Origin of the sequence: Ensifer sesbaniae (assembly GCF_013283665.1) — a bacterium.
Lineage (GTDB): Bacteria > Pseudomonadota > Alphaproteobacteria > Rhizobiales > Rhizobiaceae > Ensifer > Ensifer sesbaniae.
Map to the genome: position 1 here is coordinate 21074 of NZ_JABEKU010000004.1, position 26067 is coordinate 47140.

Here is a 26067-nt window from a genome sequence, read left to right on the forward strand (position 1 = left end):
TGGGCGCCATCGATGCGGCTGTGAGGTTGCACCAGGCCGCGAATAGGCTTGTTCTTGAACCCGCACAGGTAGCTGGTCTCAATACTAATATGGCGACGATCGTGGGCAACTTCCTGAGCCATTGGGCACGGGGCAGACGTTGAGTTTCACCGGTGCTGCCCTGTTGGGTGTCATGCAGGCGATCGACAACTACTGTGACTGCTTCACATTTGAGCCCGCGCCTGGTGCACCGCGTGCATTCTACAAGTCCTTGCAGCAGCGTCAGTAGTGCCAAGGCCGTCGCGATCGATTCCAATCCGAACAAGGATCGCGAGGATGCCGCAGCCAGGTGGCATGTGCGGAGGTCTGAGAGGATCGACAATCTACACACACCTCCGGTCATCGGCGCCGGTCCGACCAGGATCACCAGCTTTGCCCGGCAGCAACGCCGCTATCCGTGCCCACTGCGTCTCGCTCAGTTCGTCGCCTGATACCCATCGCCCCGCTCCGCATCGCAATGGCTGAAATCGTATGAATCGTAGGAACCCTGGATATATGACCGAAGCCACGTCACATATGCTTAGTGGCGCGGTGTCGGAGGCCGACTGCTAGGAAGCGGTCGAGCATTGCGTTCACCTGGTCAGCCACTTCGATGGGGTTGAAATGGCCAGCCAACAACGTCTTGGCTATGATGAGCTGTGAACAACGAGCCTTTAGCCAGTCGAGATCCCGCGTAGCGTTCACTAACGGCACATCCGCCGATATGTAGGCCATCGGGACTTTACAACGCGATGCGGCCGGAGACGCGTCATATTTTAGAATGTAATTACGGATTGCCGAATAGGCCACGTGCTGCGGTGTCTTCTCGCACGAAGGCTGGATGTAGATGTTGTGAATGCGCTCTCGCGTGGCAGAATCGTCGTAGTCGACGGCCATGGACAACGCATTTTTCCGCAAAACCGCCCGGTAGTTGGGACCGGAAATTTCATCCAGCAAACGAGCGACGTCGGGGTTTTCGCGCAACGCCGATCCTGGTGTGACAATGGAATCGATCATCACCAGACCCGAGACCAGGTCTGGATGGCGCCCGCACAGCTCAAGTGCGACCGATCCACCCATGCTGTGGCCGATGATCAGCGGTTTCTCCAGCTTCAGCTCGGCGCATTGCCATGCTACGTCATCGGCAAAACCCTGGATCGTGTACTCTTGCTTCGGTGCGTCGCTCTCCCCGTGACCGCGAAGGTTGACTGCTATAACGTTCCGACTGTGAGCAAAATATTCGATCTGCGGCGTGAATATCCTGTGATCGCCTGTCCAGCCGTGAACTAAGACTAGCGGTGGACTCCGGGGTGAAGCCGGTCTTGCTTCGAAGTGTGCGAGGCACACCCCGGCGCGCTTCATGAGGATGAGGCTCGGTCGAGCTGCGTTCTTCAAGTGCGGCTCCTTTCTCTATGTTGCCTTCCAAAGGGTAGATGATTGTGCCCATAGCGGAGAATGGACAACGAACGACGGTCAGATCGCGGAGGCGAAGCGTGGGTCGATCCTTCTCCGGGGGGCGTAGCCCGATTGATTGTCCCGAAAGCAGACGGTCCGATCGAAAGCGGAAGACCGTATCAATTGGTCCTGAGCCTCGGCAAATAGGAACCGGCTGATGCTGGGACACAATGGTCTGTAAGAGGCACCAAGAGGGGATGAATGTCACTTGGCCCGGTGCAGAAGCATCGACGGAATGACGTGGGTGCGTTCAGGCAACGCGCCTATTTGCCACCATCGCCTCCAATTCGTCTACGAGGCTGGAGGCGGCGATTTCATCTTTCATGGCATCGCCCAAACGTCGGGCCGCATTACGGTAGCGCGGTTCCTGAAGTAGCCGACTGACGGCGTCGGCGATCTCGGCCTCACGGGCACTCGACGGTAGGCTTAGACCAGCTCCCTTCGACACAACTCGCGCGGCATTATCCCCTTGGTCGCGCCCGTTGGGGAGCACCAATTGTGGCAGACCGTTTATCAGCGCGCGGCTGACGGTGCCGTGGCCGCCCTGCGTCACGACGAGGCAGACTTCCTTCATCACGACGTCATGCGGTGCACCGTGCAGCAGATGCACGTTCCTGGGAGCCGCCAGTTTTCTCGAGTCAACGTTGGGGCCGATGGTCGCTACTGCGTACACGTCCAGCGTACCCAGTGCGCTAATGATCCGCTGAACCAATTCGTCTTGACCTTGAGCCCCGGTGCTGCAGGCGACAAGCACACGAGGTCGATCGGCCTCCACAGGCCAGGGAGCCTCCCAGCCCTTTGACCAATTCGGTTGATCGAGCAGTGGCCCGACATAACGAACGTTATCGGGCAGGGAGTCGGCTGCAAAGTCGAAGGTCTCACTGATCGCGAGCAAGTACCGATTGGCACACTGGAACAAATCCACCGTCTTGTCTAAGCCGCAGAGGCCAAGGCCGGCGCGCGCCTCGTTTAAAAGTGGAAGGAACTGGTTCAAAAAGCACGCCCAGCCTTCACTCGCCGCCGCGGCCGCGATCCGTTCTTTTGGCGTCTGCGGCTGCACGAAGCCGCTGGTGACCGGCGGAGTCCCCGGGAGAGGGCGAAGGCTGACATGGGGTGCCAACATTGCGATGGGCACGCCCGCAGCTTCGGCGCCCAATACGGCACCGAACAATAGATCGATAGCAATCACAGCATCCGTCGGGATGCGGACGGTCTCATCCCGGATATCGGCCGCATAGGCTGGCGCGGGGCCGAACACCGCCTTTTGGAACCAGTCACGGATGTCCGAAAAGTCAGTCGGGTCCGCTTCGACGCCTATCGGGGCACGCCGCCAGGACACGAATTCGAAGCCCGCCGCAGCCACTTCACTCTGCATCACTGGATCAGCCATGACGCGGACGCTATGGCCGCGCTGTTGCAGTCGTCGGGCCGCAGTAAGCAACGGACTCAGATTACCCGACGTCCCCCAGGATGCAAGAAGGAAGCTATACACAACACACCTCATCTTAGTTTTGAATAGAACCCGGTTGGTAATCAGGCAGCCGCCGTCGAATCATGACCAATGACGGTGAAACTCAAGGCGAGGTCTACGATCGATCGTAACACTTCCCTCAGCGGGACCTTCCCGGTAGAATAACAGGCGCTCCGTTTACCGCCGTCGCCCGCGATCAAACCCTGGCGTAAACCACTAGCACACAGTTCGACTGCATCGAGCCGACAGAATGGGCACCGTAGGAGCCAGTTGCCAGGCCGCCGCCAAAAAGGCGAAACACGTCATGAGAATTTGCGCCAGACCCATTCTTCTCCATTGCCTTGTCGAAGCCTCAATTGTCCTCCAGCTCACGAGGGTGCGGATCCCCTTGCTTAAGGGCTTTCGCTTCTTCTGCGTTTCTTAAGGTGTTCGAGAAGCTAAGTAAAATTGATTGATTGAATAGTTTCCATCTGTGAGCAGCATGACCTGCTGCGCTCCTCAACCTCAGTCTAAGTACCTCGCTCCTGCTACACCAGCTTTTCGGGTCGGAGGTGCCCAGCTTGGCAGGAGCGCAGCGCCCGGTGCCGCAGATCCAAGCGTCCGCTATAAGTGGTGGTGATCTGCTTTTTTGGGCCAGAGCACGTCGAATTTTAGTTGGGATCATATCCGGCCGCAGCGAAGTCGTTGGCGCATTCCTGTGGTTCGAACGAATGTATCCCTCCGACGGTGGCCGGTTGCTGCCGCGGAGATTTCGCTTTGATGCGAGCGATGAGTTCCACGTCATCGACGAAGCCTTCGAGGAAGTCGGTTCCATTCGTCAGCGGTGCGGCGAGCATGGGCAAGCATTTGCTCCAGCTCTGAAATTCCGCCCCGGGTAAGCGAAGTTATCGCCTCGTCCTGCCCGGTGTAGACGCTGATGATGCTGCCGTAGCTCAGGTTGTCATGGTTGCTGACGATCGCCTGAAGGAGTTCGGAATCTTCTTCGAGCAATTTGGCGACGTAATCGATGCCCGGTCGAAATCCCCATGGGGTCAGGTGAAGAGCCGGCCAGCGCGCCCCATCCGGCGCTCGGCATCATTGTAATAGCCGGCAGCCTGAGCGACGGATTTGTGCAGCGATTGCTGCATTGCCTCCTGGAGGGGAACGCCGCGATTGGCAGCCTCCGTGAGATAGCCCGAGCGCAGGCCGTGCGCCGAAAACATTGTCGGATCGAGTCCCGCCTGTTTTGCGCGCGTCTTGACTACGAGATTGACGGTCTGCGGCGTGATCGCCCGCCGATTGATGTTGCCCCATTGATCAATCTTGCGGAATATAGGCCCGGCTTGGATGCTAGCGGCCGCAAGCCATTTTCTTAGAGCAAGCACCGGCCGGCCGATCAGTACGACGGAGGCATCATCGCCGGCATCGGTCGTCTTCGTGCGACCGAGATGTATCGTCAAACTGGGTAGGGGGGTCGAGTCCGGATCTTTGGGATCGAGAGGTACGGGATCCTCGTCGTGCAGGTCCTCAACTCGAAGCGCTGCGACCTCGGAACGGCGGCGGCCGCCCGAGGCAAAGGCGACCAGCAGCAAAGCGCGATCGCGGAGATCAACCTGACGGTCGCCGCTGCAGGCCGTCAGCAACTGAGACAAGACGTCCCCGGCCACGGCCTTCTTGCTCTTGCGGTGGCGCGGCCGAGCCGCGGCGCGGACTGCGAGGCGGAGCGCACTCTTGAGTGACGGTTCCGAGAAATTTCCCTTGAGCCCGCGCCAACGGGTCAGGATCGACCATGAGGTCAGGCGCCGACGTACGGTGCCTGGCGCATGGGGGCCGAGGGATTTGAGAAGGCCCTGGGCACGTAGACCTTCCTCGACATCCGCAGGCATGCCATGGCCGGGGTCCTCAGCGCGCCTCACGGGATCCCACAGATGATGGGCGACGAACTTGAGCAGCAGGCTTTCGGGCGCGGGCCAGGGCAAGGTGTCTCCCGTGGCGAGCAAACACCAACCCTCGAGATAGGCGAGGTCGGAGGCGAATGCCCGCATCGTGTTCTGGCCCATGCCTTCCGATGCGAGGTGCTTGAGCGTCTCGACATCATCGTCGGTTAGAATGGCGGCGAGGTGGTCGCGACGATCAAAGGGGAGGATCGCATCGAGAGCGTCGAGCTGTTCCGACCGCTTGAGCACGGCGTCAGAGGGAACCGAGGGGAGGGGGCGTTTTGGCATCAGAGGGTCCAAAATTCAGCGTTAGACTGGCCGACGCGGCCGTGATTTGCCCCGATTCTAGCGCTTCTGAGCACCAAGATCCATCACTATCGATACTTGAAACCTATCGATAGTGATAGCCATGAAAATTGGCGTCCATATGACGGAAGTATGCAGATGATTTACTTCCGTTTATGAAATTAAGGACGATAATTCATATGGTTAATGTTAACCTAAGATCACCAAGGTTCTGGCAAAAGCGCGTAACCGGGGCGGATTTGGTGTGGCAGATGCGCTGGGAAACGATGGGCATTCGCAGCTCGGGTTATTCCGGATGCTTAAGGGCATGGGCTAGTTGGATAGGCGCATTCGACGGAAAGCATCCGCGCTTCTCTGCGGATGATAATTCGTGCGCCCATCTCGCCTGCGAAGTGTCGAGCGGGAGAAAGCGGCTACTGGAATGTCAGTGCCGTTTGTGGATGGCGCGAACGCAAGTAGAACATTCGCTGGAAGTCAATAGACAATCGTGCAATCTCTAGGTGCGGACGCTCTCATCTGGTTCGAACTGATACAGAAGCATGGCATCGACAGCAGGAACCCAGATACCGAAACCAGCCAACGAACAGGACTTCGAAAGCAATTGCCTGATCTTGTGGCAATGCATCCTGGACGATCCCAATGTCTTCAAGGTCGGTCGTCGTGGCCAGGCCCAAAACGGTGTCGACCTTCGCGGGTATCGAAAGCAAAACGTCAGAAAACCCGTCGGAATACAATGCAAGCTCAAGAGCGAACGGACGAAGCTTACGGAAACGGAGGTCCGGGAAGAGTTCAGAAAAGCTCTGGGTTTCAAACCGGCTCTCACGGAATACTTCATTCTGACCACCGCGCCGGACGACAACGACCTGCAGGTACTGGCCGACGAACTCGCCGTCGAACAGGCCGATAATGGGCGCGATATCCTCTTCTACGTATGGGGGTGGGGGACCATCTCGGAGAAGGTTGCCCAGTTCCCGGAAGCGATGCGCGCGTTTGACCCGAGTTACGGTGTGTACTCGGCTGAAATTCGTACTGAAATCTCAGAGGTGCGCACGGTACAGGACTTAACCCGTGGGGAGATGGCGAGCGGATTAATGCAGGTCGGGAACGACTTGCGAGAGTCCAGCAAACAGATATTGGCGGCGATTGCTGAGAGTACACAGGGCAGCGTAGCGGCCGTCGAAGTTCAGTTGGACGCGGAGATAGACGGCTACCGGACAATCGCAAACGACGGAAAAGCAATAACCGCCTTGGCTCAGTTCCAGCGCTTGCTGGACCGTGTTGAAGGCACGGCCTCGGGTCGCATCCTTTTCAGGATCAAGGCAAACATCGCGAACTGTCTGCTCGCATCGGGAAAGAGCGAAGAAGCTGTGGCGCTTCTGTTGGAAGCCCATTCCCATGCGCCGACCGAGCCGAAGGCGATCGCAAACAAGGCTTTTGCCCTGCTGTTGCAAGGCGACTATTCTGGTGTCCTTGCAATGGGGCGGGAGAACATGCTCTCGAGGGCGGCCGACGAACACCTGTCGGCGCACGTCGTTCAGGCTGCCAGGTTCGATGACACTATCGATGACCCGCTATCACTCATTCCCGAAAGCGACCGCGAAACGCCGGGTGTTCTCAATTCGCTGGCTCATTTCTATCGACACCGGTTGTCGCTGAAGTGGAGGAGCATAGCGGTCAACGCCGGCATTCGTTTTCCTGATGATCCGTTCGCCAAGCGGCTCTCCGCCGAAGCCGTCATCGATGCGATCTGCGAGGACAAGGAGTACCTCCATTCCGGCAGGCTCACTGAGCGGCAGCGGATCGACTTGGAGCAAGCGATCTCGAAGCTCTCCGATGTATGGAAACGCATAAGGACCGCGGAGGGCGAGGTCGACGATGCAGACAGCGCTGTCTGCTGCAACCTGCTGCTGGCCTATCGCATCAGCGGAGACCGTAAATCGGCGATGGAGCTGGTCAGGGAGGGCATCCCGCTTTTCGGTAATGATAGTGCCTTCATTCTCCGTGCGGCCGGCGCCGCTTTTGAGACTGGCGATCCGATCATCGACGAACTTCTGCCGAAGCTGGTCGATGGGCCTGATAAAACTCTGATGGTCTTTCAAACTGCTGTCGCGAGCAATGACTGGCAGACGCTGTCGGCAATCGATCCGTTGACGCTTGAAGCTGTACCCCAGTCGGAGCGGCGGATTTGCGATTTGGCGCTGCGCTTTGCCAAGCTCGCCCTATCTCCCCCGGCGGACCTCGAAACGGCCCTGAAAGACTTGGTGCGAGATGCGTCGGACGATCCCAGACTGAGCATCCTTGTAGCGCAGTATTGCGACACTTTGAAAATGGACGGGCTGGCAGAGGAAGCGTGGCGAAATGCCATCAATGCGGTGAACGACACCACGCACCATTCCGGGCGGATAATGACGGCAACTTACGCAGCAAGGAAGGGGCATTGGAGCGATGCAGCCGACATCCTTGACGGACGGATAGACGAAAACCGCGACTCCGAGGAACTGCGATCACTTGCCCTGGGTCTTGTGAACGAGAGACCAACGCGTGAAAGAGCGACTGCGTTTTTCCATCGCCTCCCGACCGAGATACGCTCTAAGCCGTTCTATATGCGTGCAGAAGGAAGGATGTACTTCAACTATGGTGCGCTTTCCCAAGCAGAAGAGCTTACACGGCGCCTCCTCGATACGAAGCCTGACATAGATGCCGTCCTGACCTTGATCGTGCTTTTGAAGAGGCAGGACCGCGCCAGCGAAATCGCCGCGGCCCTTTCGATTGACAAGCTCTTGACGATGCCTGGTGAGCCTGGAGAAATGCTCGATATCGCGCACGAGCTTAGTCGCGTGGGGCGCGGCGATGAGGCCTTGAAGTACGCCTACGATGTACTGCGCTCAAATCCGAACAACGCAGAAGTCGCACGGAAGTACGCAATCCTAATCCTTGGCTCTGAGGACAGGATATCGATCCCGTCCAGCCCGGTCGTCGCCCTCGATACATGGGTGAGGCTCAGCAGACAGGACCATCGTGGTTTTGCCTTCATCATCGAGAATGGCGAAGACGACCCAACGGGAGGGTATGTCTCGCCTCGCCACCCGCTCGCCAGCCTCTCCATCGGGAAGCAGGTGGGAGAAACGTTTAGCGAAGAGCGCGCTTTGGGAGACCAGCCTGTCTGGAAGATCGAAGAGATAAAGCACAAGTATCTCCATGCGCTCCACGACATCATGGAGAACTATCAGACGCGGTTTCCCGACGCGGGTGGTCTTTATGCCTTTACGACCAAGGGGGACGATGTCGGGCCCATCCTGGACCAGATAAAGTCTCACGGGGAGAGCGAGAGAGCTCGCGCAGACTTGTACCTGAAGCACCATGTCCCTTTCCACATGGTTGCCCGAAAGTTCGAGCGGTCGCCAATTGCCTTCGCAGACTACCTCAGGGCCATCGGTGAGAAAATCCGTTCATGTGTCGGCCAGGATCTCGAGCAATCCCAAGCTCAGGAAATCATCGAAGAGTACCGGGGGCGGGGGGCGGTGCTGGACACTTATGCGGCATGGACCGCCGCATCTATGGATATCTTCGATGTCCTGAAGGAGACTTTCGGTAGCCTCTACATCTCCCAGTCCGTATTCGACGACTTGGTCGTCCTGAAGGGCGGCGATGATTTTTCGGAACGGGAGTTTTCGCTATCCTGGCGCGGCGGGGAATTCTACAGGGACGAACTCACGCGAGAACGCTTCGCGGAGTGGCAAGACTACATCCGCGCACAACGTGATAAGATAGAAGTTAACTGCATCGTAGAGGCCGTTACCGCCCCAAATCAACGAAATGCGATTGCCGAGGTTTTCATCGCGAATTTCGGCTCAAACGTCATGGATGCGGCAGTACTAGCAAATCGCGGCCACGTACTTCTATCTGAAGACATGTACTTCCGGCAGATTGCAGCGAATGCATGGTCGGTTCCCGGCGTTTGGCTTCAAAGCGTTCTCGTGGGCTCGGTCAGCACCGGCGCGCTTACAACCGAGCGTTACGTTGCGAAGACCGTCGATCTGGGCCGGCTTCGCCATGGTCATCTGACAGTCAATGGGCCTTTGTTTGCCGAACTCATTGCCCTTGCAAAGGACGACACGCTTCAAGATTTCGAGGCTGCGGCTGACTTTATCGGCACCCCCGACGCCGATATCGTCGCCCACGCTGAGGTGGTAATCAATTTTACGAAGATCGCACGTGCCCGGAGTGGTCGGCGGCCCGGCTTAATAGTAAGCGCGCTGGGGCTCCTTCTGGAAAAACTCATCCGTCACGGACCAGAAAATTGGAGCTTCACCGTAGCGCTGGTGTACAACAGCGTCGGTACGACGGAACGTAGCTACATCCTGGACTGGGTAAAGGGGCATTTTCTGCCGGTGGATGATATGCTTCTCGCCGCCCGCTCGTTGAACATGTATGGGGTCCGGTATACTATCGCGCAAATTCTAAGCAGCGAGAGCACGGTTGAGGTGGTCCGTCGTCACCGAAGGCGTCGGCGCAGCAACATGGTGATAGTTGCGCCTCAAGCCCCGCCCTACGTTGCTCCGCCGCGACTCTCGCCGCCCAAACACCGCCGCGGTAAACGCAAGGGAAGGTAATCCGGGACCACGGGGAAGTCAGATCCGGAACGCCAAAGGGCCGCAGTTTGCAAGTTTGGTTTGCTCACAGAGTCGGAAAATTACAGCCTCAACAACCTGTCGCAACTCGTTAGACATAACCCCATCTTCGAGTCGTGCTTGAGCCTTCCCGCTCATGCTGAATGTCCGGTGAAAACGGGGAGAAAGACAATCCTAAATTCGATAATTGACGAATAATCGTCAATAATGTTATTTTAGCGCCAAATGAGGCGCGTTATGCTGTATAAACTTGAAGTCGAAAACTTCTTTTCCATCCGAGATCTGCAGATTCTCGACCTGACAGTGGATGCAAAAGTGCCTGATCCTGAGGGTCGTTATACCCCCCTGTTCGACGGCGCGGACGCACGCGTGCCGAAAGTCGTCGCTTTCTACGGCGCGAATGCGTCAGGCAAGACAACGGTGCTGCGCGCGCTCGAATTCGTTGTGACGATGATCCGCGACAGCGTGGCGCGTACGATCCCAGGCTTTACTGGCATCGAGCGTTTCAACGATGCGGCTTCCGCCAATCGGCCGATTAAGTTCGCGATCGAGCTTAGTGGCGCGATGAACCTGACACCAGAGGTCCATCAGCGTGCTTTGGACGGCGAAAAGGTCGAGCAAGGCACTTACCGTTACGAACTGGAAATCGAGCTCAAGGAAGGGCTCGCGATGCGGATCGCGTCCGAAGCGCTCCGTCAGAAACCGAATGGTCAAGGGAAATGGCAACGTGTGTTTGAGCGAGATGCCGAGGGCAAGGTGAAGGACTCTAAGAGCTTCAGCCTTTCGGGTTTCCAGCACCTCGTGAAGACGCTCGCCGGCAATCACACGGTGCTGTCGTCCTTCGCAAAATTTCAGCATCCCAGCGCGCAGCTTTTCGTGGATGCGGCGCGCCACGCCTTCTTTCAGATTGAGCCCGTGCATTCCTTCGCCGATCGCGAAGTGATTGACTACCTGAAAAACAAGCCGAACGTCGTTTCGCTTCTGAAGGATGAGCTGAGCCGTATCGACGTTGGCGTCGAAGGGATCCGCTTTCAGCAAACGGAGAGCGGGCCGCTCTTGTTGTTCAAGCATGCAGGTCTTGAAGTTGAGATGCCCTGGATGATGGAAAGCCACGGGACGCGGGCTTTCATCAAAATGTTCCCGTTCATCGCAACTGCCCTCGAAACGGGCGGTCTTGCGGCTATTGACGAAATGGACACGGCCATCCATCCGAATATGCTGCCGGAACTGGTGCGCTGGTTCTATTCGGTTTCCGGGCGCAACTTGCTGAACGCACAGCTCTGGCTTACTTGCCATTCGGCCTCGCTGCTCGATTACCTCAACAAGGAGGAAATCGTAATTTGCGAGAAGGACAGGCAGGGTCGCAGCCATCTTTACAGCCTCATGGATGTAAAGGTGCGTCGCGACGAGAACCACTACCGCAAGTATCTGAGTGGTGCATATGGCGGGGTCCCGCACCTCGGATGAGCCGCCGACGCCCACCACATATCATGCTTCGCCGACCGATCTATATCGGCTGCGAAGGCGCGTCAGAAGTCGGTTACGCAAGTTTTTTGCAAGACCTGATCCGCGAAGCCAATCTCGCGGTGCATTTGCAGATCGACGAGTTCGGGCCGGGAACTGGTGATCCCCTGTCGCGTATCCAAATGGCTGTGCTACGTCTGAAGCGGCTAGAGAAGACACGCACTGCCTTCGCTGAGCGCTTTGCGCTTCTCGATTCTGATCAGGCTGAGCAAGATCCGGAGCGAGCCAGACTTGCACGTAACTTGGCGGCTGATCATGACATCGTCATCGTTTGGCAACGACCCTGCTTTGAGGCAGTTATTCTACGCCACCTGATGGGCAAGACGGCCAATCGCCCGCCAGACTCTGCGGCCGCGATCAGGGCGCTTGAAAAGGAATGGCCGGAGTACCGAAAACCCATGTCGCGCGCGGACCTAGCGCGCCGACTTGATCGAGATGGCGTCCTTCGTGCGTCAAGCGTTGAGGCCGAACTGCGAGACCTGCTGCGCAGCGTGGGGCTGTTGTAAAGGGCGCACTCGGCTTCATGCGGAGCTCGGCGGCTTTGTCAGACGTGATGATAGAAACCGGCTGGCATTGGCTTCCGTATCAGAAAGTGTCCGAGAACCTTGATAGCTTCACGGGAGTCGCTAGAGCCCAGCGCCGTGGACTTGAGCCATCCCCTCATTTCCTTCCTGCAGCATACGCCGCAAGGAGCGGCCTTGAAGCTCCGGCTTATCCATGGGCAGGTCCATCGCGGGACCTAGCATCGAGCCGTAGGCATGCTCCTCTCCGGAGAAGCTCCGGCTTACGACACCACGAACGACTGCGCCCCTTGCACCAAAAACGGGAGCGCCGCTCATCTTGCCTGGAACTCGGGCATTGAAATCGAAGCAGGGTCCAGGTGTTGAGACTTCCTTCGCAATGTGGTTCTGGGGGAACGTCTGCAGGATGTTACCGGCAGTTACGAAAAGGTTCAGCCGAAAATCGTCATCAACGATCCGACCGGTGGCTGGATTGATCTCAATGTCCGGCATCTCAGAATACCCGAGTGCATACGCATCCTCCCCCGGCGTGAACGCGTTCAGAGACATGTTCAGCGGCTGATGGGCTTGGCCGCCCGGCATCTGGGGTATCTTGCACACAGCGACATCAGTGAGATGCTCCCAGCGATCATCTTCGTACAGAAGTGGACTTTGCTTCCAATCGCCCCAAGCCCACATTTTTTCGAAAGGAAAGAACCTAAAGGCCTTTTGCAGATAACTCCCTCTGCCTTGCATCCAATAGGGTATGAAGACCCCGAAATTCAGTTCGTCGCGATGCTGTACTGCTCGGCCGACACGCACTGCCCCGTAGCCCGCTTCCAAAGGATCAAGCAGCACATGTGCAGCTGTGATCAGGTAGCCTGTGCAGCTAATTATGGATGCAGTTCCTATGCATCGGATCGCGCTTTCACCTTCCAGCCACGCCACCACGGGAACGATGCTCTGCTGCATCAAGAATTCAGTGGTTCCAAAGAGGGAGAGAACGTCGTCAAATCGGCCATTCGGGTTGTTTGTCAAAACCTCCACGTTGCCCTGCAAAAGAAAATACCGCTGGTCGTCCTCAGCCTTCGAGGCAAGGGTAAGCCCTTTGACGTTGTCTATAGACCACCGCCCGTCGGGGCGATTCACCCAAACCGATTTTAGTATCTGAAGGGGGAATTCAATCGCCATATTGTTGATCTCTACTGGGGATGATCTGAAAGATCGGGGCCTCCGAACTAGTGAAACGCTCGGAACAACACGTTCAACAGTCCGTCCATCTCTGGAGACGCAGCTCGCAGTGCCATTGGCTCATCGCCAGCTTTCTGGCATTGACGAAGTGGATGGTCGCGGTCGCGACGTGCCGGCACGACATCCATCAGGCCACATCATTCAATGCGGCAACGCGCGCATCGACGATTTTCATAAGGTGATTGGCCAACATGATGATCTCCACAGCCTCCGCAGGATCCTCCATGTTCACATCGCGATGCGAGTTAGGGTTTTTGTAGGATCCGATGGCACCTGTGAAAAGCTCCATACGTGCGGTCCGTTCGCCAGCTTCAGCCGCAGTATCCGTCAACGCGCCGCCTTCAGGCCGGAAGGCATCACGCATTAATCGGACACCGATTTGATCATTCCCGGAACTGGCCGCTTCTCGAACGTAAACCTCGACCGCTTTCATGGCCTGGAAAACCGCGCTGTCGTACTCGCCGCGAACAAACGACGACCAAACCAGATCAGCGAAGCGCGTGTGCAGGATGTCCTTTGGTAGCAGACGCGAGATCTGGTGCGCGGCGAAAGCACGTTCATCTTCAAAGGCCTGGCCGCGTCGGCTTACGATCGAGAACCCGTTGGGGCCATTGCCATCCGGTGTGGGGATAAGCATTCCCTGGGCGATCAGCCAATACCATGCCTCTGTAATCGCCACTTTAATCGGCTCGGCGCGCTGCACCGGCCACGGAGCGTCGTTACCGAAATGGCCGATTACCTCATTCAGGGCGTTGCCGAGATGAACACTTCGCGCGCCATTGGCCAACCTTCGCCTAAGGACGAATAAAAGCTTTCCCGCAAGTTCCTCCGGCTCCAATTCCAGCAATAGATCGGCGTCAGGAATCTCAGCGGCAAGGTCTTTCATGCTTTCTCCAATCCGATGACAAGGGATACGACGAGAGCTAATAGTTGCGCATTCAGTGCGAGCTCCTCGCAATCGCTCTGATATCTTCAAGCATGTTCAAAATCTGGCCATCACGCTGGCGGAGCGCCTGCGCCACACGGTCGGCTGAAGCACGATGGGTTTGCTCCAGTTCCCGTAGGAGCCGATCGTTTGCTACACGGTCTTCTGCTTGGCGATCAATGATCTGTCGCGCCAAACTTTCTAGTTTCGCCGGTGTTTCATCGGGCCAGAAGTGGTCGATCACCATTGGAATGAAAGGTGTGACGACGGAAATGAATAGGGCGAGGATGGCCACGCGAACCGCGTTTCTTGCAGATCGGTCCGTCTGCTCGGAAGCCTTATCAAATTTCTCTAGGAAATGTGCCGCGTGCCCCTGAATATCATTGGCGATGTTCGCGGCACCTGACATGACCGTCAGCATTTGCTCAAACTTTGCTTCGATATCCTCGAGCTTCTTATTGGTATTTAGGATGGGGTTCGGCGGAATGGTCGGCAGACGCATTGGTTTGACTTCAATTTCCGTGGCGAAACCGGTCGGCGAGCGCATGGCGCTGATGCGGCTACGTTGTGCCTCCAGGTCACTGTAGAGCTTTTGCATGCCTCCCAACGGACCGATGGCGTCTTCCATCCGTTTTCGATGCTGCTCTATCTCGTCGAGAATTTTTCCCACCTCGGCCGGAGGTTGAGTCAGCTCCCTGATTCTGCGCTGTTCTTCTTCCAACTGGCGCGTCACTAGATCGGTCGACCCTGGGCTATGGAGAGCATTGAACGTCTCGGCGGCAGCACCGGTGCGAGCCACTAAGTCCGATACATCCAACGGCTCTGTGCTTTTAAGATCCGACAGCTTCACTTTATAAGGCGTCTTGCCTTCAACCGGATCGTCTTCGCTCATGGAAGTTCCCTACGCGTCGTCGCGACTAAGCCGCCATCCAATGTAAATATGGGCGAGCTCTAAGCTCATGCTAGCAATGTAGTCGTGTTTTGGCGGTTGGAGGTGCGTCGCGACCGACGCAAGCGGCTAATTGCGATAGCCTACCCGCCGTCTTCGCGCTTCGACGATCCAACCCGCCTGGATGTGGGAGGGGCATTCAGAGCGCCAACGCAGCGAGGAACATTATCCCACCTTCTACACGCTGGCGGATATTCAGAAGCTTGGTGAATCCATGCTTGCCAGCTGCCCCATGTGTGGCTTCATTGAACACTTTGAATAGCTGTAGGATATCGTCGATATCTCTTTCAACGAAGCCGAGCATATCAGGAGAATCCGCCCCTTTCTTCTTGAGCAGGTAACGGATTTTCGCCCTCCGTGACGGAGTGCCTTGCGGCGTCTTCTCGCAGCCGCCATCTGCCTCCAACACATCGTCATTGTTGGCCCACTTGTCGAGAATTTCGGTGAAGATCTCCCGGACGCTTGTGCAGAAATGGCGTGCGGCGTCTGTATTCGCCGGGTTGAGGGCGAAAATGGCCCCCCTCCAGCGATCACATAGATCTTCGGAAAAGCCCTGCAGATATTCAATGATTCCTGAGTCGGAGATCACCTCAGGCACGACCGGAGCTTCCGAATTGAAGGCTTCCGCTACCGCAATGCTATTCGCCGCTTCCCGCTCGGAAAGTGTGAGCAGGTCCGAGACAGCGGAATTGTGCTGAGCCTCGCGTTCGACCTTCTCGAAACGATCATACATATCGTAAGTAGATTGGCTGACGTCGATATACCGGCTTGAGCTAGTGCCGCTCTTAAGCGTGGCAATTTGCCTTGCTAAATCATGCCGCTCTTTGCGCGCGTTTGCATTGTGGGTTCTCACAGCCTGATTATACTTGCGGACCGCACTCTGGGTGTTCTGGTTGTGCTGACGGATCGCACGGTTGTATTCATCCACGACCCGCTTGTTGTGCCGGTTAACGCGATCAACCTCGGCATTATATTCCCGCACAGCCTTCTGAGCGGCCGCGCGGTTTGCCCTGTTTATTCGATCGACCTCCGCGTTATAACGCCTGATCATGGCATTGTACTGAGCTGGCGTGACCTTGCGGACCATAATGTGCCCCCGAACCGGATTGCTACAATTGAAAGTAGGGGTTGGGGGAGGCTGAAACAAGTAGCGGCTGCTTTGTCCACAGCTAAGAATCAAATTTCTTCACATATCTCTCCATTTGCCTTCTGTAAATATAACTAGATAAGTTCTTATCAAGGTAAGAACAAACCGTCAGTTAGTTTTCTCAAAAAAGTTGGCAAAAATGCCACCGAAGAGATCCTCTATGTTTGACGATCGCTCATTTTCCCATTTTCTCTTAATATACCTCGATGTGTACTCAATCTCCGGGAACATTGACCGAGAGTTAATGTTCAGGATATCAAGTTCTTTAAGAATGTCCGGTTTGGCAGACGCGGGGACATTTATGACTGATTGTTGGAACGAAACTATGTTCTCTGTTGACTTGTACGAGAGAAGCCCAGCGGCGACGAAGGCACCAGACTGCGCGGTCACTCTCTTGTTTGCCTTAGACGGATAAACAAAGAAATATTTGCGGAAGTCGGCCGATCGCATCCTGTTAAGAAAGTAGGGCTTCTCCATGCGCACGAAGTGAGCTAGTCGCTCAGCGCTAGGAAGCTTCTGAAATTCTTCGTCGGGAAGCTTTTTGTTCAAACCCGCAGTTTTCAGCTCCTGTCTTTCCTCGTCTGTCAAGCGACAGAGATTACATATTAGGCTGACTGTGTCGCTGTCCGGATAGCGCACGTTCGTCTTTCTGAAATCCAAGATGAGAACTTTACCGTCGTGTTCCATTTGGGGCTCGTCCGAGCACGCGAAATAGAGAGCGACCAATGGGTTAAGGGAGACGTCGAGAAGGCGCGTGGGCAAGCCGTAGTGCTTCTGTAATGGGCCCTTGCTCGTCAAGTCCCTCCGTGATCATCACGCCGCCAGGATCATGCTTCTGTCCGTGGTCAGCACCAAGACTGCCACACCATGCCATCAGATCCTTAAGCCGGCAGGTCAATCTAGGACGCGTGATTTGCCGAAGCCTTCACAGCACTACTCCCGACCTTGCCAAGCCCTCGTCCCAGCGACGGGACCTCGGAGAAGCAGCGCCGTCGGCGGCCTGCTTCGGTAATCTCATCTCGCCTTTACGGGGCGACAGTATCCTTACCCCAACGGAACGCGCTGACGTCAACCCACATGCGGTGAAGGACGGTCGCGAGTTTGCGGGCGAGCGCCACCTTGGCTCGCTTCATACCGCGCCGCTTCGCCACGTCCAGCGCCCAGCGCTTCAGGGCAGAGAACCGCGTGGCACGCGTCAGCATGATATGCGCCGCTTCATAAAGCGCAGTGCGCACCATGGCATCGCCGACCTTGGTTACTCCGCCGTCGATGTCGGTCTCTCCCGACTGGTATTTCTTGGGCGTCAGTCCAAAATACGCACCGACGGTGCGGGACTTTTCGAACCGACCCGGATCGTCGACTGCCGAGCGATAGGTAATGGCTACCAAGGCTCCAACACCAGGGGCGCTCATCAGCCGTTGGCAGACAGGATCGGCGCGGGTAATCTTCAGCATCGCGCGATGCAGCCGGGTAAACTCGTTCCACAATGCACCCCGTGCCTGCAACATCGCCCCGATCACCGTCCCAAGCATCTCATGGCCTTCGATCAATTCGCGAATGCGCGCCTCGAAACGGCCCCGGCTCACCTCGCCAACCTTGAGCCCGTAACCCCGCAGGATCCCGCGGATGCTGAGCTCGACATCAAGCAGTTTGGCCTGCAAAAGCTTGCGACCGACCAAAAGCGCCCGAACGTCTTGGGCATTCGCAGACTTCGCATGCACTGGGCGGTACCAGCCCATGCGCAGCAATTGTGCAATCCCGCGAGCATCCTTGCGGTCTGTCTTCACGGTCATCGCTGACAGCGCCGCCTTCACATGCCGCGTCTCCAGCAACACCACATCCTGGCCCGCCTCGACAAGTGCAGCGCGCAGCCACTGCGATAATGGTCCTGCTTCCAGGCCGATCGTGACGATCGGCAGCTCCAGATCGGCAAAAAGCTGCAACAGCGCTTCAGGCTCGCTCGCCACTTTCACCTCACGCACGATCTTGCCCGACCCATCCACGACGCAGATGCTGCTCTGTTCCAGCGACACATCAATTCCTGCATAATAGTCCATGGTTGTCCCTCGCTTGATGCTTGGGGCCGAGATCATCGGACCCCGTTTCAACATCATCACTCTGAGGGACAGCCACCTTCTTGGCTATGCGAGGAGTGCCGGCCCATTACGGCATCTGGGCACGTACTAGGCGTCCGAACATGCTTCGATCGTCTGCGAACTCGTTCGGTGCTTCTGCCATCAACTCGCTAAAGATGTTATTCTCTGCGTCCACGCGGAGGTTCCTCATCACTGAAGGCATCAGCCTCCAGCGCGCATCAGCCTCTCCTCTAAAGCAGCGGACGCCCGCGGAGGGGTCTAGTCTGTAAATCTCAGTGAGAAATTGAGTTACGCTCTCGATGCCGGTCGGTTCTTTCTTCTTGGCCACGCTGGGCTTGCTCTGCATTTTATTCCCCCCAAAATTCGTAAGCGGACACCGTTCTTGGGCGTATGTAGTTCGTCCCGCCGTGTGTCTTCCAGCGGTGAGCGCAAGCGGCGCGCGATGGACGCTAAGATCGCGTGGTCGGGTAAATTATCCACTTACGATAGAGTGATGCTGATTGTAGAAGTGGCGAATGCTTGTGAGGTGTCGCCTGTCGAGGTGAAAACACTAGAGTATTGCATCGCGAAGAAGGCCAGCGCTGGGCATGTCATCTGTATTCGACGCGTACCGCCGGTTTAGAACCGGCTGATCGTTTCATCGGTTCGCGAGGAACTCCATGGACGTTAAATATTTCGCCGACCTGCGCACCAACTTCATCCGTATGTACTACCGCGAAGGACGTAAGCCGTTCGTTGAAATCCAGAGAGCAATTGACGAGGAAACGCCGCCTTTTGACGAGCCGCCGCGCGGGTCCGACATGGAAAGCGGCGAACCGCCATATCTAACGGAATGGCTGCAGGCCGAGATGGCGCTAAACGTGCTGGGCTACTCATGTCTCTCGATGCTGTCGAACTCACTCAAAATCGCCTTCATGAACTTCGAGCGCGAATTTGGATTCAGGCCGAGCGCCAAGGCGAAGAAGACCCTTTTCAAGCAAGGATTCGTCAACGGCTATAAAGGGGTCCTCTCCGAAATTCTCGACACCGACTGGAGCGACTGCCCCGCAGATCTTGCGATCATTGAGCAGGTGGTTCTGGCTCGCAACCTTACCCAGCACACGGACGACTACGCAGGTTTCGACGCGTACTACGATGAGCCTACGACCCGTAAGCACCCGAGCCTCTTCTTTGTAGGTGGCGACAAGGAAGATCTTAACCCGGAGGATCCCGTCTCCTGGTTCGGGCGTCGCGTCGAAGTTACCGAAGCGGATCTGTTCCGAGCCATTGAGGAGGTAGAGAAGCTCGTCGGGTACATCATCGGACGTGAAGGCAAGGCTTTCGAATGGCGAATGGGTCGACAGGAAAAATCCTAGTCTCGGCTTGCAGAAACGTCATCACTTGACCGGGATACCTCCAAGGGTCGGCCGCCAGCTGCATACGATCACGTACAGTGACGGCGGGGCGGGCACTCCGCACGACTTGTTGCCGTGACGTTCACGGTTTGGGCCAAAGAGATCGCATAATGTATCAACGGGAACCGGCGCTGTCTTCGCAGAGGGTCACGTCCGTTCGCGCCTCAATATCATTTGCTCAGGGGAACGCTCGGGCGCCCGAGCGCGCCCGCCAGCCAGTAGTAAAGTCGAGTGCTGCCATCATCTGAAAACTATTACACCACTGGACGCCGAGGTCGTTGCAAACGTCAGGAATTCGCCTGTTTGCTCTCTTACAGCTCGGTTTGGAAGCCTCGACCGTCACGACAATGCGATTTTCCGGAGCCGCCCGGGCGTACGCGATCAGGAACGGATCTCTACCCACTTCAATGATCTCAGCCTCATTGAGGTCAGGTGCATATTTGTCCATGACTGCCTGAACCTGTGCGGGATCCACTTCCTCGTCGAGCAGGAGCGGCTCGTAGTTGCGCTCGTCACTGAGCCATTCTGCCAAATCGTCGGAACCACCGGTAATCTCTTCTACGATTTCGAGTGGCATTTTGATCCCCCCGGCCTCGCCCATATACGAGAGCCAATCCCAGAATTCAGGGATCCGCTGGAGCGGATAATATTGGTTCTTTGCGGTGATCAAGACGTTCGCGTCGAGCAGGTACACAGGGAACGCCTCAAGCCGCAGTCTCGGTCAGGGTATAGACGTTGCTCGGTTTGACTCCGAGGATGGCGGCTGCCTTGGACGGGGACAGGGCTCCTTCGGTGAGCATCCGGCGAGATAGTTTTAGCAGTCGATTACCGAGCCTATGCCGGCGAACGACATAGTAGCTGGGTCCCCGGTCACTATCCTTCGCGCGAGTAGCACTGCGGTTCTGGATCCACTGCTGCCGGTAGAAGCTCGTGACGGCCGCCCACATGTCCTGGCCGATCAGTCCCTCTCGAAAGAGCTTGTAGGCAACCATGGAATTGCTGACCTGCCGGTTCGTCGCGATCGCTTCGATGCGCGCGATGACCTGGGCCTGCGGCGCCTCTCTTAGGTCGCGTTCCTGCGAAAGCTCGGCAGCCGGAAGTAGGATTCGCCCAGCCACGTCGTTGCAGAAAATTTCGACTGGTGTTCCGGCCTTAGATCCGCTCACGCCGGTCTGACCGAGGAAGATATGAGCCAGTTCATGCAGAAGCGTAAAGGACCAGGCAGTCTCGCTGTCCTGATCGTTGATGACGATGAAAGGCGCCACCGGATCGGCGAGCGCAAAGCCGCGGAACAACTCGACATTCAGGGTGCTGTGATGACTGCCGAGATTGCCAATTAGTAGGACGAAGATGCCAGCCGCCTCGACCCGTTCGCGTAGATAGGCAAAGCCCTTCGGCCCGCCAGGCCTCTGGCTTCGCCGAAAATCCTGCAGATTGAAAGACAGCGTCTGAATGATCTGACCGGCGAGCGCATCAGCTCCGTCACGCCTGTCGAAGGAGCCGACGAACGGCAGTTGAACGGCTTCGTCCTCAGTCTCCAGCAGGCTCCGGACCATTTCCTGGCGCGCCCGCACTTCACGTAGAAGCGCAGAAACCAATGCCTCGTCTCGCTGCGCGTAATCATCGGGAAGCGTGCGAAAATCCTCGCCGCGCGCGACCGCCTGCGGCGGCTCCGCCATATAGAAAGTGAGAAGAGGCCGGCGATACTGGTTTGCCATCTTTAAGAGAACGGGCCTAGAAGGCTCGATCTCTCCGCCTTCGAGCACAGAAAGGCGTTCAGCGCCGGTTTTCCCGCGCGCCGCCCCAATACCCACTTTTTCGGCCGCTTCCTCCAATGTTAGCCCGGCAGTTTCCCGAGCCCAGCGGAGGATCGCCGGATTCACCTTCGGCACTTGGTTCCTCTACTAGCTGCCTGCGTTGCCAGCCACGATATCAGCAGAAAGGCAAACGCTCCGTTACAACAGATATAGGCCGAACTGTCTTTTGCCTAGCATGTGGGAAAGGCCCTCCATGGAAATAAATACGCAGAGCGAGATCGGTTCCCAGAAGACGGATAATTTGCGTCGTCCGCGGTTCGAATCCATTCAACTGCACAGATGTCGGATGGCGGGGTCTCAGGTTCCGCTCCCATCAAGGCGGGAGATGCGACGCCGCGTCAGTCGAGTCCAATAATCCTCGCTGGCGCGAAGGTTTGGAATGTCTTCACACCGGATATCATGCCAGACTTGAAGAGAGGCGTGCCGACGGCGCCTTTCATCCAACATTCCCGCTTCTTCTTGATGTAGGTGAACGCGACGCAGCGGTCATTGTCGATGCAAGCCAAACGGCACTGAAGGGGCGTTGCGTTCGAGATCGATGGGCGCACGCCAATATCACCTCCGGGCAGGTCGACGTCTTCGAATAGCGCTTTTTTGGGATCGATCGTGCCCATGCTGAACGACGTCGGGTCTGGATCCGCGCTCGCAAGGAACTTTCCCGAGATAGCGACCGCGTTGCCGTCCGCACGGCCCTCATCTGCCTTCAGGAAGCAGTTCGGCCCGCGCACTATCTTCGGATTGGCATTGAAGGTGAAAGCCTTACAGGTGCCGTTCATTTCTAGGCAGCTCCTGGCGCATTCCGCCAGATCGATCGTCCTCTTTGTTGCGAGGTCATCGCCAAACAGGTCAAGGCCGGTGTAAACGGCAATGCGCGTCGGCTTGCGGGCAAACTCCTCGATCGCCGACAATTTCTCACTCTGTCCGAGGCCGGCCGGCGCAGGATTGGCAGCGGCACGCTGTTGGCCGCTCGGTTCGGAGGCGGTGTCGCTGTTGGAGTTTGCCGTCGAAGGTGGCGCGCCCTCGAGGGTGACGGTCGGGTTTGAGGGAACGGGTTCAGTCGACGCTGACGCCGAGCCCTTGCGGTTGAGCTTGTAGCGGCCAATTTCCTCGCTCGAGAACACATGCATTTGCGACGGCGGGGTCTTGAACATCGTCGTCATGACTTCTGCCGGCGTGTCGAAGCGAGCGAGCATGTCGATGATGTCGGAGATTGAAAGCTGGGCGCTCACGAGGTCGTTCGATTCACTGGAGATCTGGTGGACCCCAAGCTCACCGTCCACTTGGCGGTCGACGCCGGCGAGAAAAATGAAGGCGCAGGCGGAGTAGCAACCTTTCCCCGCCGGAATGAAGGTGGATAGGCGCTTCTCGTGCACGTCGTCGGCGATCAACAGTGCCATCTGCACCGCGCCGCCGATGCTATCGAGCACCAGTAACCTGGCTTTCTGCGAAGCATGAAGCGCCCGCCGGAAATTCAGAGCGGAATAGAGATCGATTTCGCCTTTGAGGATGATGACACTTGGGTCGCCCTCGTCGAAGGAGAAGGGGCCAAACTTTTTCGTGCCGGCCAGTGCCGGATGATATCCAAGCACAACGGCCAAGGAAAACGCCATTGCTCGGATGAGGCGAATTGAAACCTCGGCAAGATTGGTGCTCTCTATGTTCAGAGAACATCTATCAAGTTCAAGTTGCAACACAAAAAAGCCATAAGGGTTAATGTCGCAACAGATGAGAGACCTCGGTCGGCAAGTTGGATGCATGTTCTAACGGATGCCATCTTGGCGAGGAACTTGTTGTAGGAAATCCCGGCCGAAGCATTGAGGCCGGTGACCTGCTTGATCTTCGCGCGGATCTCCGCGGCAATCTCGGTGGCGATCTCCATACCCTTCAGGTTTTCGGTGACGTCGAGATACGCCTCGTCGAGTGAGAGTGGTTCGATGTCAGGCGTGTATTCGGCGAAGATCGCGCGGATCTGCAACGAGACGGCCTTGTAGACGTCAAAGCGCGGTCTGACGAAGATGAGGTCGGGGCATTTGCGCTTTGCGGTCACCGAAGGCATCGCCGAATGAACGCCGAACTTGCGTGCCTCGTAGCTGGCGGCAGCCACTACGCCGCGGGCGGCAGGATAGCCGACGGCAACCGGCAGGCCCCTGAGTTCCGGATTGTCGCGCTGTTCGACTGATGCATAGAAGGGGTAGAGTAGGCGGTGAGCGCCTAACCCGCCTCGCGGCGGGCGGTTTCTCACCGCCTCTCGCCGAACCGGACGTGCGCCTTTCGTTACGCATCCGGCTCTCCAGAAGACATGGCAAATGCAGGCGTTTTCATCCAGCCAAGAAGGAAGCGGCGGATAGGAGTCCACGCGAGGATGTACTGCTCGTGCAAACCCTCTCGCCACAGTCGTCTTGCCGGTCGGCGACGGCTCGGCCCGAAGGACCGCATAATGTCGCGCACCCGTGCTTTTCGGCGCTTCTTTCGAAGCCAACACCAGATACGGCGTGTCACGAACCAGTCGATGGCCGTGAACACTTTTCCGGCTCTGGCACAGTGGCGATAGTAGCCAGCCCAGCCGCGAAGGATGAGATTCAGTTCGTCGAGCTTGCGCCCAAGAGACACCAAGTTCGTGTTGACCTTGGTGAGGACCTTGATCTTGTGGCGCAGATCAGCGGATTTTGCTTTGGGAATCTCGATACGGGGGAAATATCCGTAACGCTTATCCCAGCGCATCGCGACATGGAATCCGAGGAACTCGAATCCTTCCGTCACTGCCGTGATCTTGGTCTTTTCCGGTGACAGTTCGAGGCCGGTCGTCCGCCGAAGGTGATCCGCCAATGCGGATTTCTCCGCAATGGCATCCTCCTCCGTGCCTGACACCAACACGACAAAGTCATCGGCATATCGGATCGGAAAGAACACGCAGCGTCCTAGCCGGCGATCCCGTCCTCGTGCGCCAAGTGCCGCCGCTGCCCCGTCGCCGAGGCGGCGGTTCCGGAGTTTCGAACGGTGATAGGCCCATCTCTCGTAGCGTTCCTCGATCGCGCTCAGCGCGATGTTGGCCAGCAACGGGGAGATGATCCCTCCCTGTGGCGTGCCGTTGTCCGTGCGCAGGAATTGGTCCTCCGCTAGGACACCGGCCTTGAGGAACTGCCCCACCAACCCCGTCACCCGCCGGTCGGCCACGCGAGCGCGCAGCCTGTCCATGAGATGATGGTGATTGATGTTGTCGAAACAGCCCTTTATGTCGCCTTCGATTATCCAGTTGTACGGCATCTGGTGACGTCGGCTGTCCTCGTCCCGTTTGCGCGGTAGGAGCGATAGCCGGATATGCTCCAAGGCCCCGTGGGTGCTCTTTCCGGGCCGGAACCCGTAGGAAACAGGCCAGAATTGGGCCTCGAAGATTGGCTCGAGAACTGCTTTGACCGCGCCTTGAACGACGCGATCCTTCACCGTGGGAATGCCCAAGGGTCGGAATTGCCCCGGTTTGCCCGGCTTGGGGATGAGCTTCCGCCGTGATGGACTCGGTTGGTATGCGCCAGAGCGCAATTCCCGCCGAATTCCATCAAGGAACGCTTGTTCACCGATCCTTTGCCGGACGCGGTCCACGGTGATCCCGTCGACTCCGGCGGAGCGCCTACCTTTGTTGGTCGAAACGCGCCGCCAGGCATGACGGATCATGCGGGCGTCTGTAAGCCACCCCCAGAGATCGAGCCACGCTTCGTCGGGGTTTGCCTTGCTCTGCTGATAAAGTTTGCGTTGAACGCCGAGTACCCAAGCCTCATCGGCCTGATAATCCATGTCCACAGATTGCTTCTCCGTCGTGCAAACCTACCGTCTTCCTGCTTTCCTTCGCCCTGTGCGCGGTTTTCCCGCGCTCCGACTACTACGAAAGCTCCGCCCTCGGTGTCGTCCGTCTCCTGCCGTCGAGGCTAGCCCGGTTCCGTTCCGGGCAGACGATCCGAGTTCCCGTGTTCCGATCTCCAACCTTTGTGCCGTTAGACGGCGAGCTCTACCCCTGGCGACGCTGAGGACAGGCTGAGAGAGCCGTTCCTGTCCCGAGCACGATATCCGTGCCCAGCAGCAGAGATGGACTGAACCCTGCCGCTTCGGATCGCGTTACCTCCGGTGCCATCACACCAGCGGAGGCGGTATGGATAAATACAGAGGCTTCCGGCGCTCACTTCGTTGTCTCGTCATAGACACTGCGGTAGCCCGACCTACGAGTGGTGGCTCGCACCCGGTACATTTAAGGCCGATCTGCTTATGACACCCAACCGGCGACGCCCGGTCGAGCTTCTCGGCCCCCTTTCGGCTGTTGCTCTTACAGCCAAGACGGCATTTCAGCCGTCGGTCGAAAATCAGCAAGCTTGAGAGATGATGTCTAAGTCATATTTCACCCTCTCTCGCGCCTTCACGGCGCACCATCCATGTCCACATGTATGATCTTGCGCGGGCGCTCGTTGCGTTCGTCGTTTGTCATCGCCTAGCTTCCATCAGGACCATCTGTATCGTCCAGACATGGGAAGTGCGCGCCGCATTTGTCACCCTCCGGCGTTTGCATGCGCTCGCAGCCCATCGCCATCTAATGGCGAACATCTAGCGTCCGCTCCCGCAAACGACCTCCCAAATATTGACGTCGAGCTCAAACGCGAGGACACGAAAATGTCAGGCCCTGT

General features: G+C 57.3%; 17 protein-coding genes and 3 pseudogenes. 4 read left to right on the top strand and 16 right to left on the bottom strand.

The window, feature by feature from the left end; all coding sequences use genetic code 11:
• Positions 1-374: 374 nt before the first annotated feature.
• The 5 genes and pseudogenes from BHMPCIPO_RS31195 to BHMPCIPO_RS31215 form a co-directional block, all read right to left on the bottom strand.
• A pseudogene (locus tag BHMPCIPO_RS31195) lies at positions 375-458 on the bottom strand (IS5/IS1182 family transposase); the annotation flags it as partial.
• Positions 459-549: 91 nt separating this feature from the next.
• Positions 550-1413, bottom strand: coding sequence for an alpha/beta fold hydrolase (locus tag BHMPCIPO_RS31200; RefSeq protein WP_246304772.1), 864 nt, complete (start codon positions 1411-1413; stop codon positions 550-552).
• A 310-nt stretch (positions 1414-1723) separates the two neighbouring features.
• Positions 1724-2863 carry a glycosyltransferase gene (locus BHMPCIPO_RS31205; protein ID WP_312033084.1) on the bottom strand — a complete coding sequence of 380 codons (1140 nt, stop codon included), beginning with the start codon at positions 2861-2863 and terminating at the stop codon, positions 1724-1726.
• 821 nt (positions 2864-3684) lie between these two features.
• Positions 3685-3952 (bottom strand): annotated as a pseudogene (locus BHMPCIPO_RS33735) (hypothetical protein); the annotation flags it as partial.
• Between the two features lie 23 nt (positions 3953-3975).
• Entirely contained in the window at positions 3976-5148 is a 1173-nt protein-coding gene (locus tag BHMPCIPO_RS31215) for a site-specific integrase (protein ID WP_173520688.1), read from the bottom strand.
• Positions 5149-5705: 557 nt separating this feature from the next.
• Between BHMPCIPO_RS31215 and BHMPCIPO_RS31220 the strand changes: the two genes are divergently transcribed.
• From BHMPCIPO_RS31220 to BHMPCIPO_RS31230, 3 genes are all read left to right on the top strand, one after another.
• Complete coding sequence (locus BHMPCIPO_RS31220) at positions 5706-9779, top strand: tetratricopeptide repeat protein (RefSeq protein WP_173520689.1); 4074 nt, start codon at positions 5706-5708, stop codon at positions 9777-9779.
• A gap of 255 nt (positions 9780-10034) precedes the next feature.
• Entirely contained in the window at positions 10035-11264 is a 1230-nt protein-coding gene (locus BHMPCIPO_RS31225) for an AAA family ATPase (protein WP_173520690.1), read from the top strand.
• A gap of 23 nt (positions 11265-11287) precedes the next feature.
• Positions 11288-11827 (top strand): RloB domain-containing protein, encoded by a 540-nt coding sequence (locus BHMPCIPO_RS31230; protein ID WP_210266757.1) that lies wholly within the window; start codon positions 11288-11290, stop codon positions 11825-11827.
• A 120-nt stretch (positions 11828-11947) separates the two neighbouring features.
• Here the strand turns inward: BHMPCIPO_RS31230 and BHMPCIPO_RS31235 are convergent, their stop codons facing one another.
• From BHMPCIPO_RS31235 to BHMPCIPO_RS31260, 6 genes are all read right to left on the bottom strand, one after another.
• A complete protein-coding gene (locus tag BHMPCIPO_RS31235; protein WP_173520692.1) occupies positions 11948-13012 on the bottom strand; it encodes a trypsin-like peptidase domain-containing protein in 1065 nt (354 codons plus the stop codon).
• Between the two features lie 187 nt (positions 13013-13199).
• Positions 13200-13958, bottom strand: a complete 759-nt coding sequence (locus tag BHMPCIPO_RS31240) for a TIGR02391 family protein (RefSeq protein WP_173520693.1) — start codon at positions 13956-13958, stop codon at positions 13200-13202.
• A gap of 52 nt (positions 13959-14010) precedes the next feature.
• On the bottom strand, positions 14011-14889 hold the full coding sequence (locus tag BHMPCIPO_RS31245) for a hypothetical protein (protein ID WP_173520694.1): 879 nt from the start codon (positions 14887-14889) through the stop codon (positions 14011-14013).
• 196 nt (positions 14890-15085) lie between these two features.
• A complete protein-coding gene (locus BHMPCIPO_RS31250; RefSeq protein ID WP_173520695.1) occupies positions 15086-16033 on the bottom strand; it encodes a pPIWI-associating nuclease domain-containing protein in 948 nt (315 codons plus the stop codon).
• Positions 16034-16201: 168 nt separating this feature from the next.
• Positions 16202-16891, bottom strand: a complete 690-nt coding sequence (locus BHMPCIPO_RS31255) for an FRG domain-containing protein (protein WP_173520696.1) — start codon at positions 16889-16891, stop codon at positions 16202-16204.
• Between the two features lie 227 nt (positions 16892-17118).
• Positions 17119-18150 carry an IS110 family RNA-guided transposase gene (locus BHMPCIPO_RS31260; protein WP_173519203.1) on the bottom strand — a complete coding sequence of 344 codons (1032 nt, stop codon included), beginning with the start codon at positions 18148-18150 and terminating at the stop codon, positions 17119-17121.
• 698 nt (positions 18151-18848) lie between these two features.
• Here BHMPCIPO_RS31260 and BHMPCIPO_RS31265 point away from each other — a divergent pair.
• A complete protein-coding gene (locus BHMPCIPO_RS31265; protein ID WP_173520697.1) occupies positions 18849-19544 on the top strand; it encodes a hypothetical protein in 696 nt (231 codons plus the stop codon).
• Between the two features lie 217 nt (positions 19545-19761).
• Here BHMPCIPO_RS31265 and BHMPCIPO_RS31270 read toward each other — a convergent pair whose 3' ends face one another.
• The 5 genes and pseudogenes from BHMPCIPO_RS31270 to ltrA form a co-directional block, all read right to left on the bottom strand.
• On the bottom strand, positions 19762-20277 hold the full coding sequence (locus BHMPCIPO_RS31270; protein ID WP_173520698.1) for a DUF4411 family protein: 516 nt from the start codon (positions 20275-20277) through the stop codon (positions 19762-19764).
• Between the two features lie 10 nt (positions 20278-20287).
• Positions 20288-21466 (bottom strand): ImmA/IrrE family metallo-endopeptidase, encoded by a 1179-nt coding sequence (locus BHMPCIPO_RS31275; RefSeq protein WP_312033085.1) that lies wholly within the window; start codon positions 21464-21466, stop codon positions 20288-20290.
• Positions 21467-21738: 272 nt separating this feature from the next.
• Entirely contained in the window at positions 21739-23091 is a 1353-nt protein-coding gene (locus tag BHMPCIPO_RS31280; RefSeq protein WP_246304774.1) for a PAN domain-containing protein, read from the bottom strand.
• Positions 23092-23165: 74 nt separating this feature from the next.
• Positions 23166-23642 (bottom strand): annotated as a pseudogene (locus BHMPCIPO_RS31285) (Y-family DNA polymerase); the annotation flags it as partial.
• Positions 23643-23674: 32 nt separating this feature from the next.
• The gene (gene ltrA / locus BHMPCIPO_RS31290) at positions 23675-25189 is read right to left on the bottom strand and encodes a group II intron reverse transcriptase/maturase (protein WP_210266764.1); all 1515 of its coding nucleotides are present in this window, start codon (positions 25187-25189) and stop codon (positions 23675-23677) included.
• Positions 25190-26067: the final 878 nt, after the last annotated feature.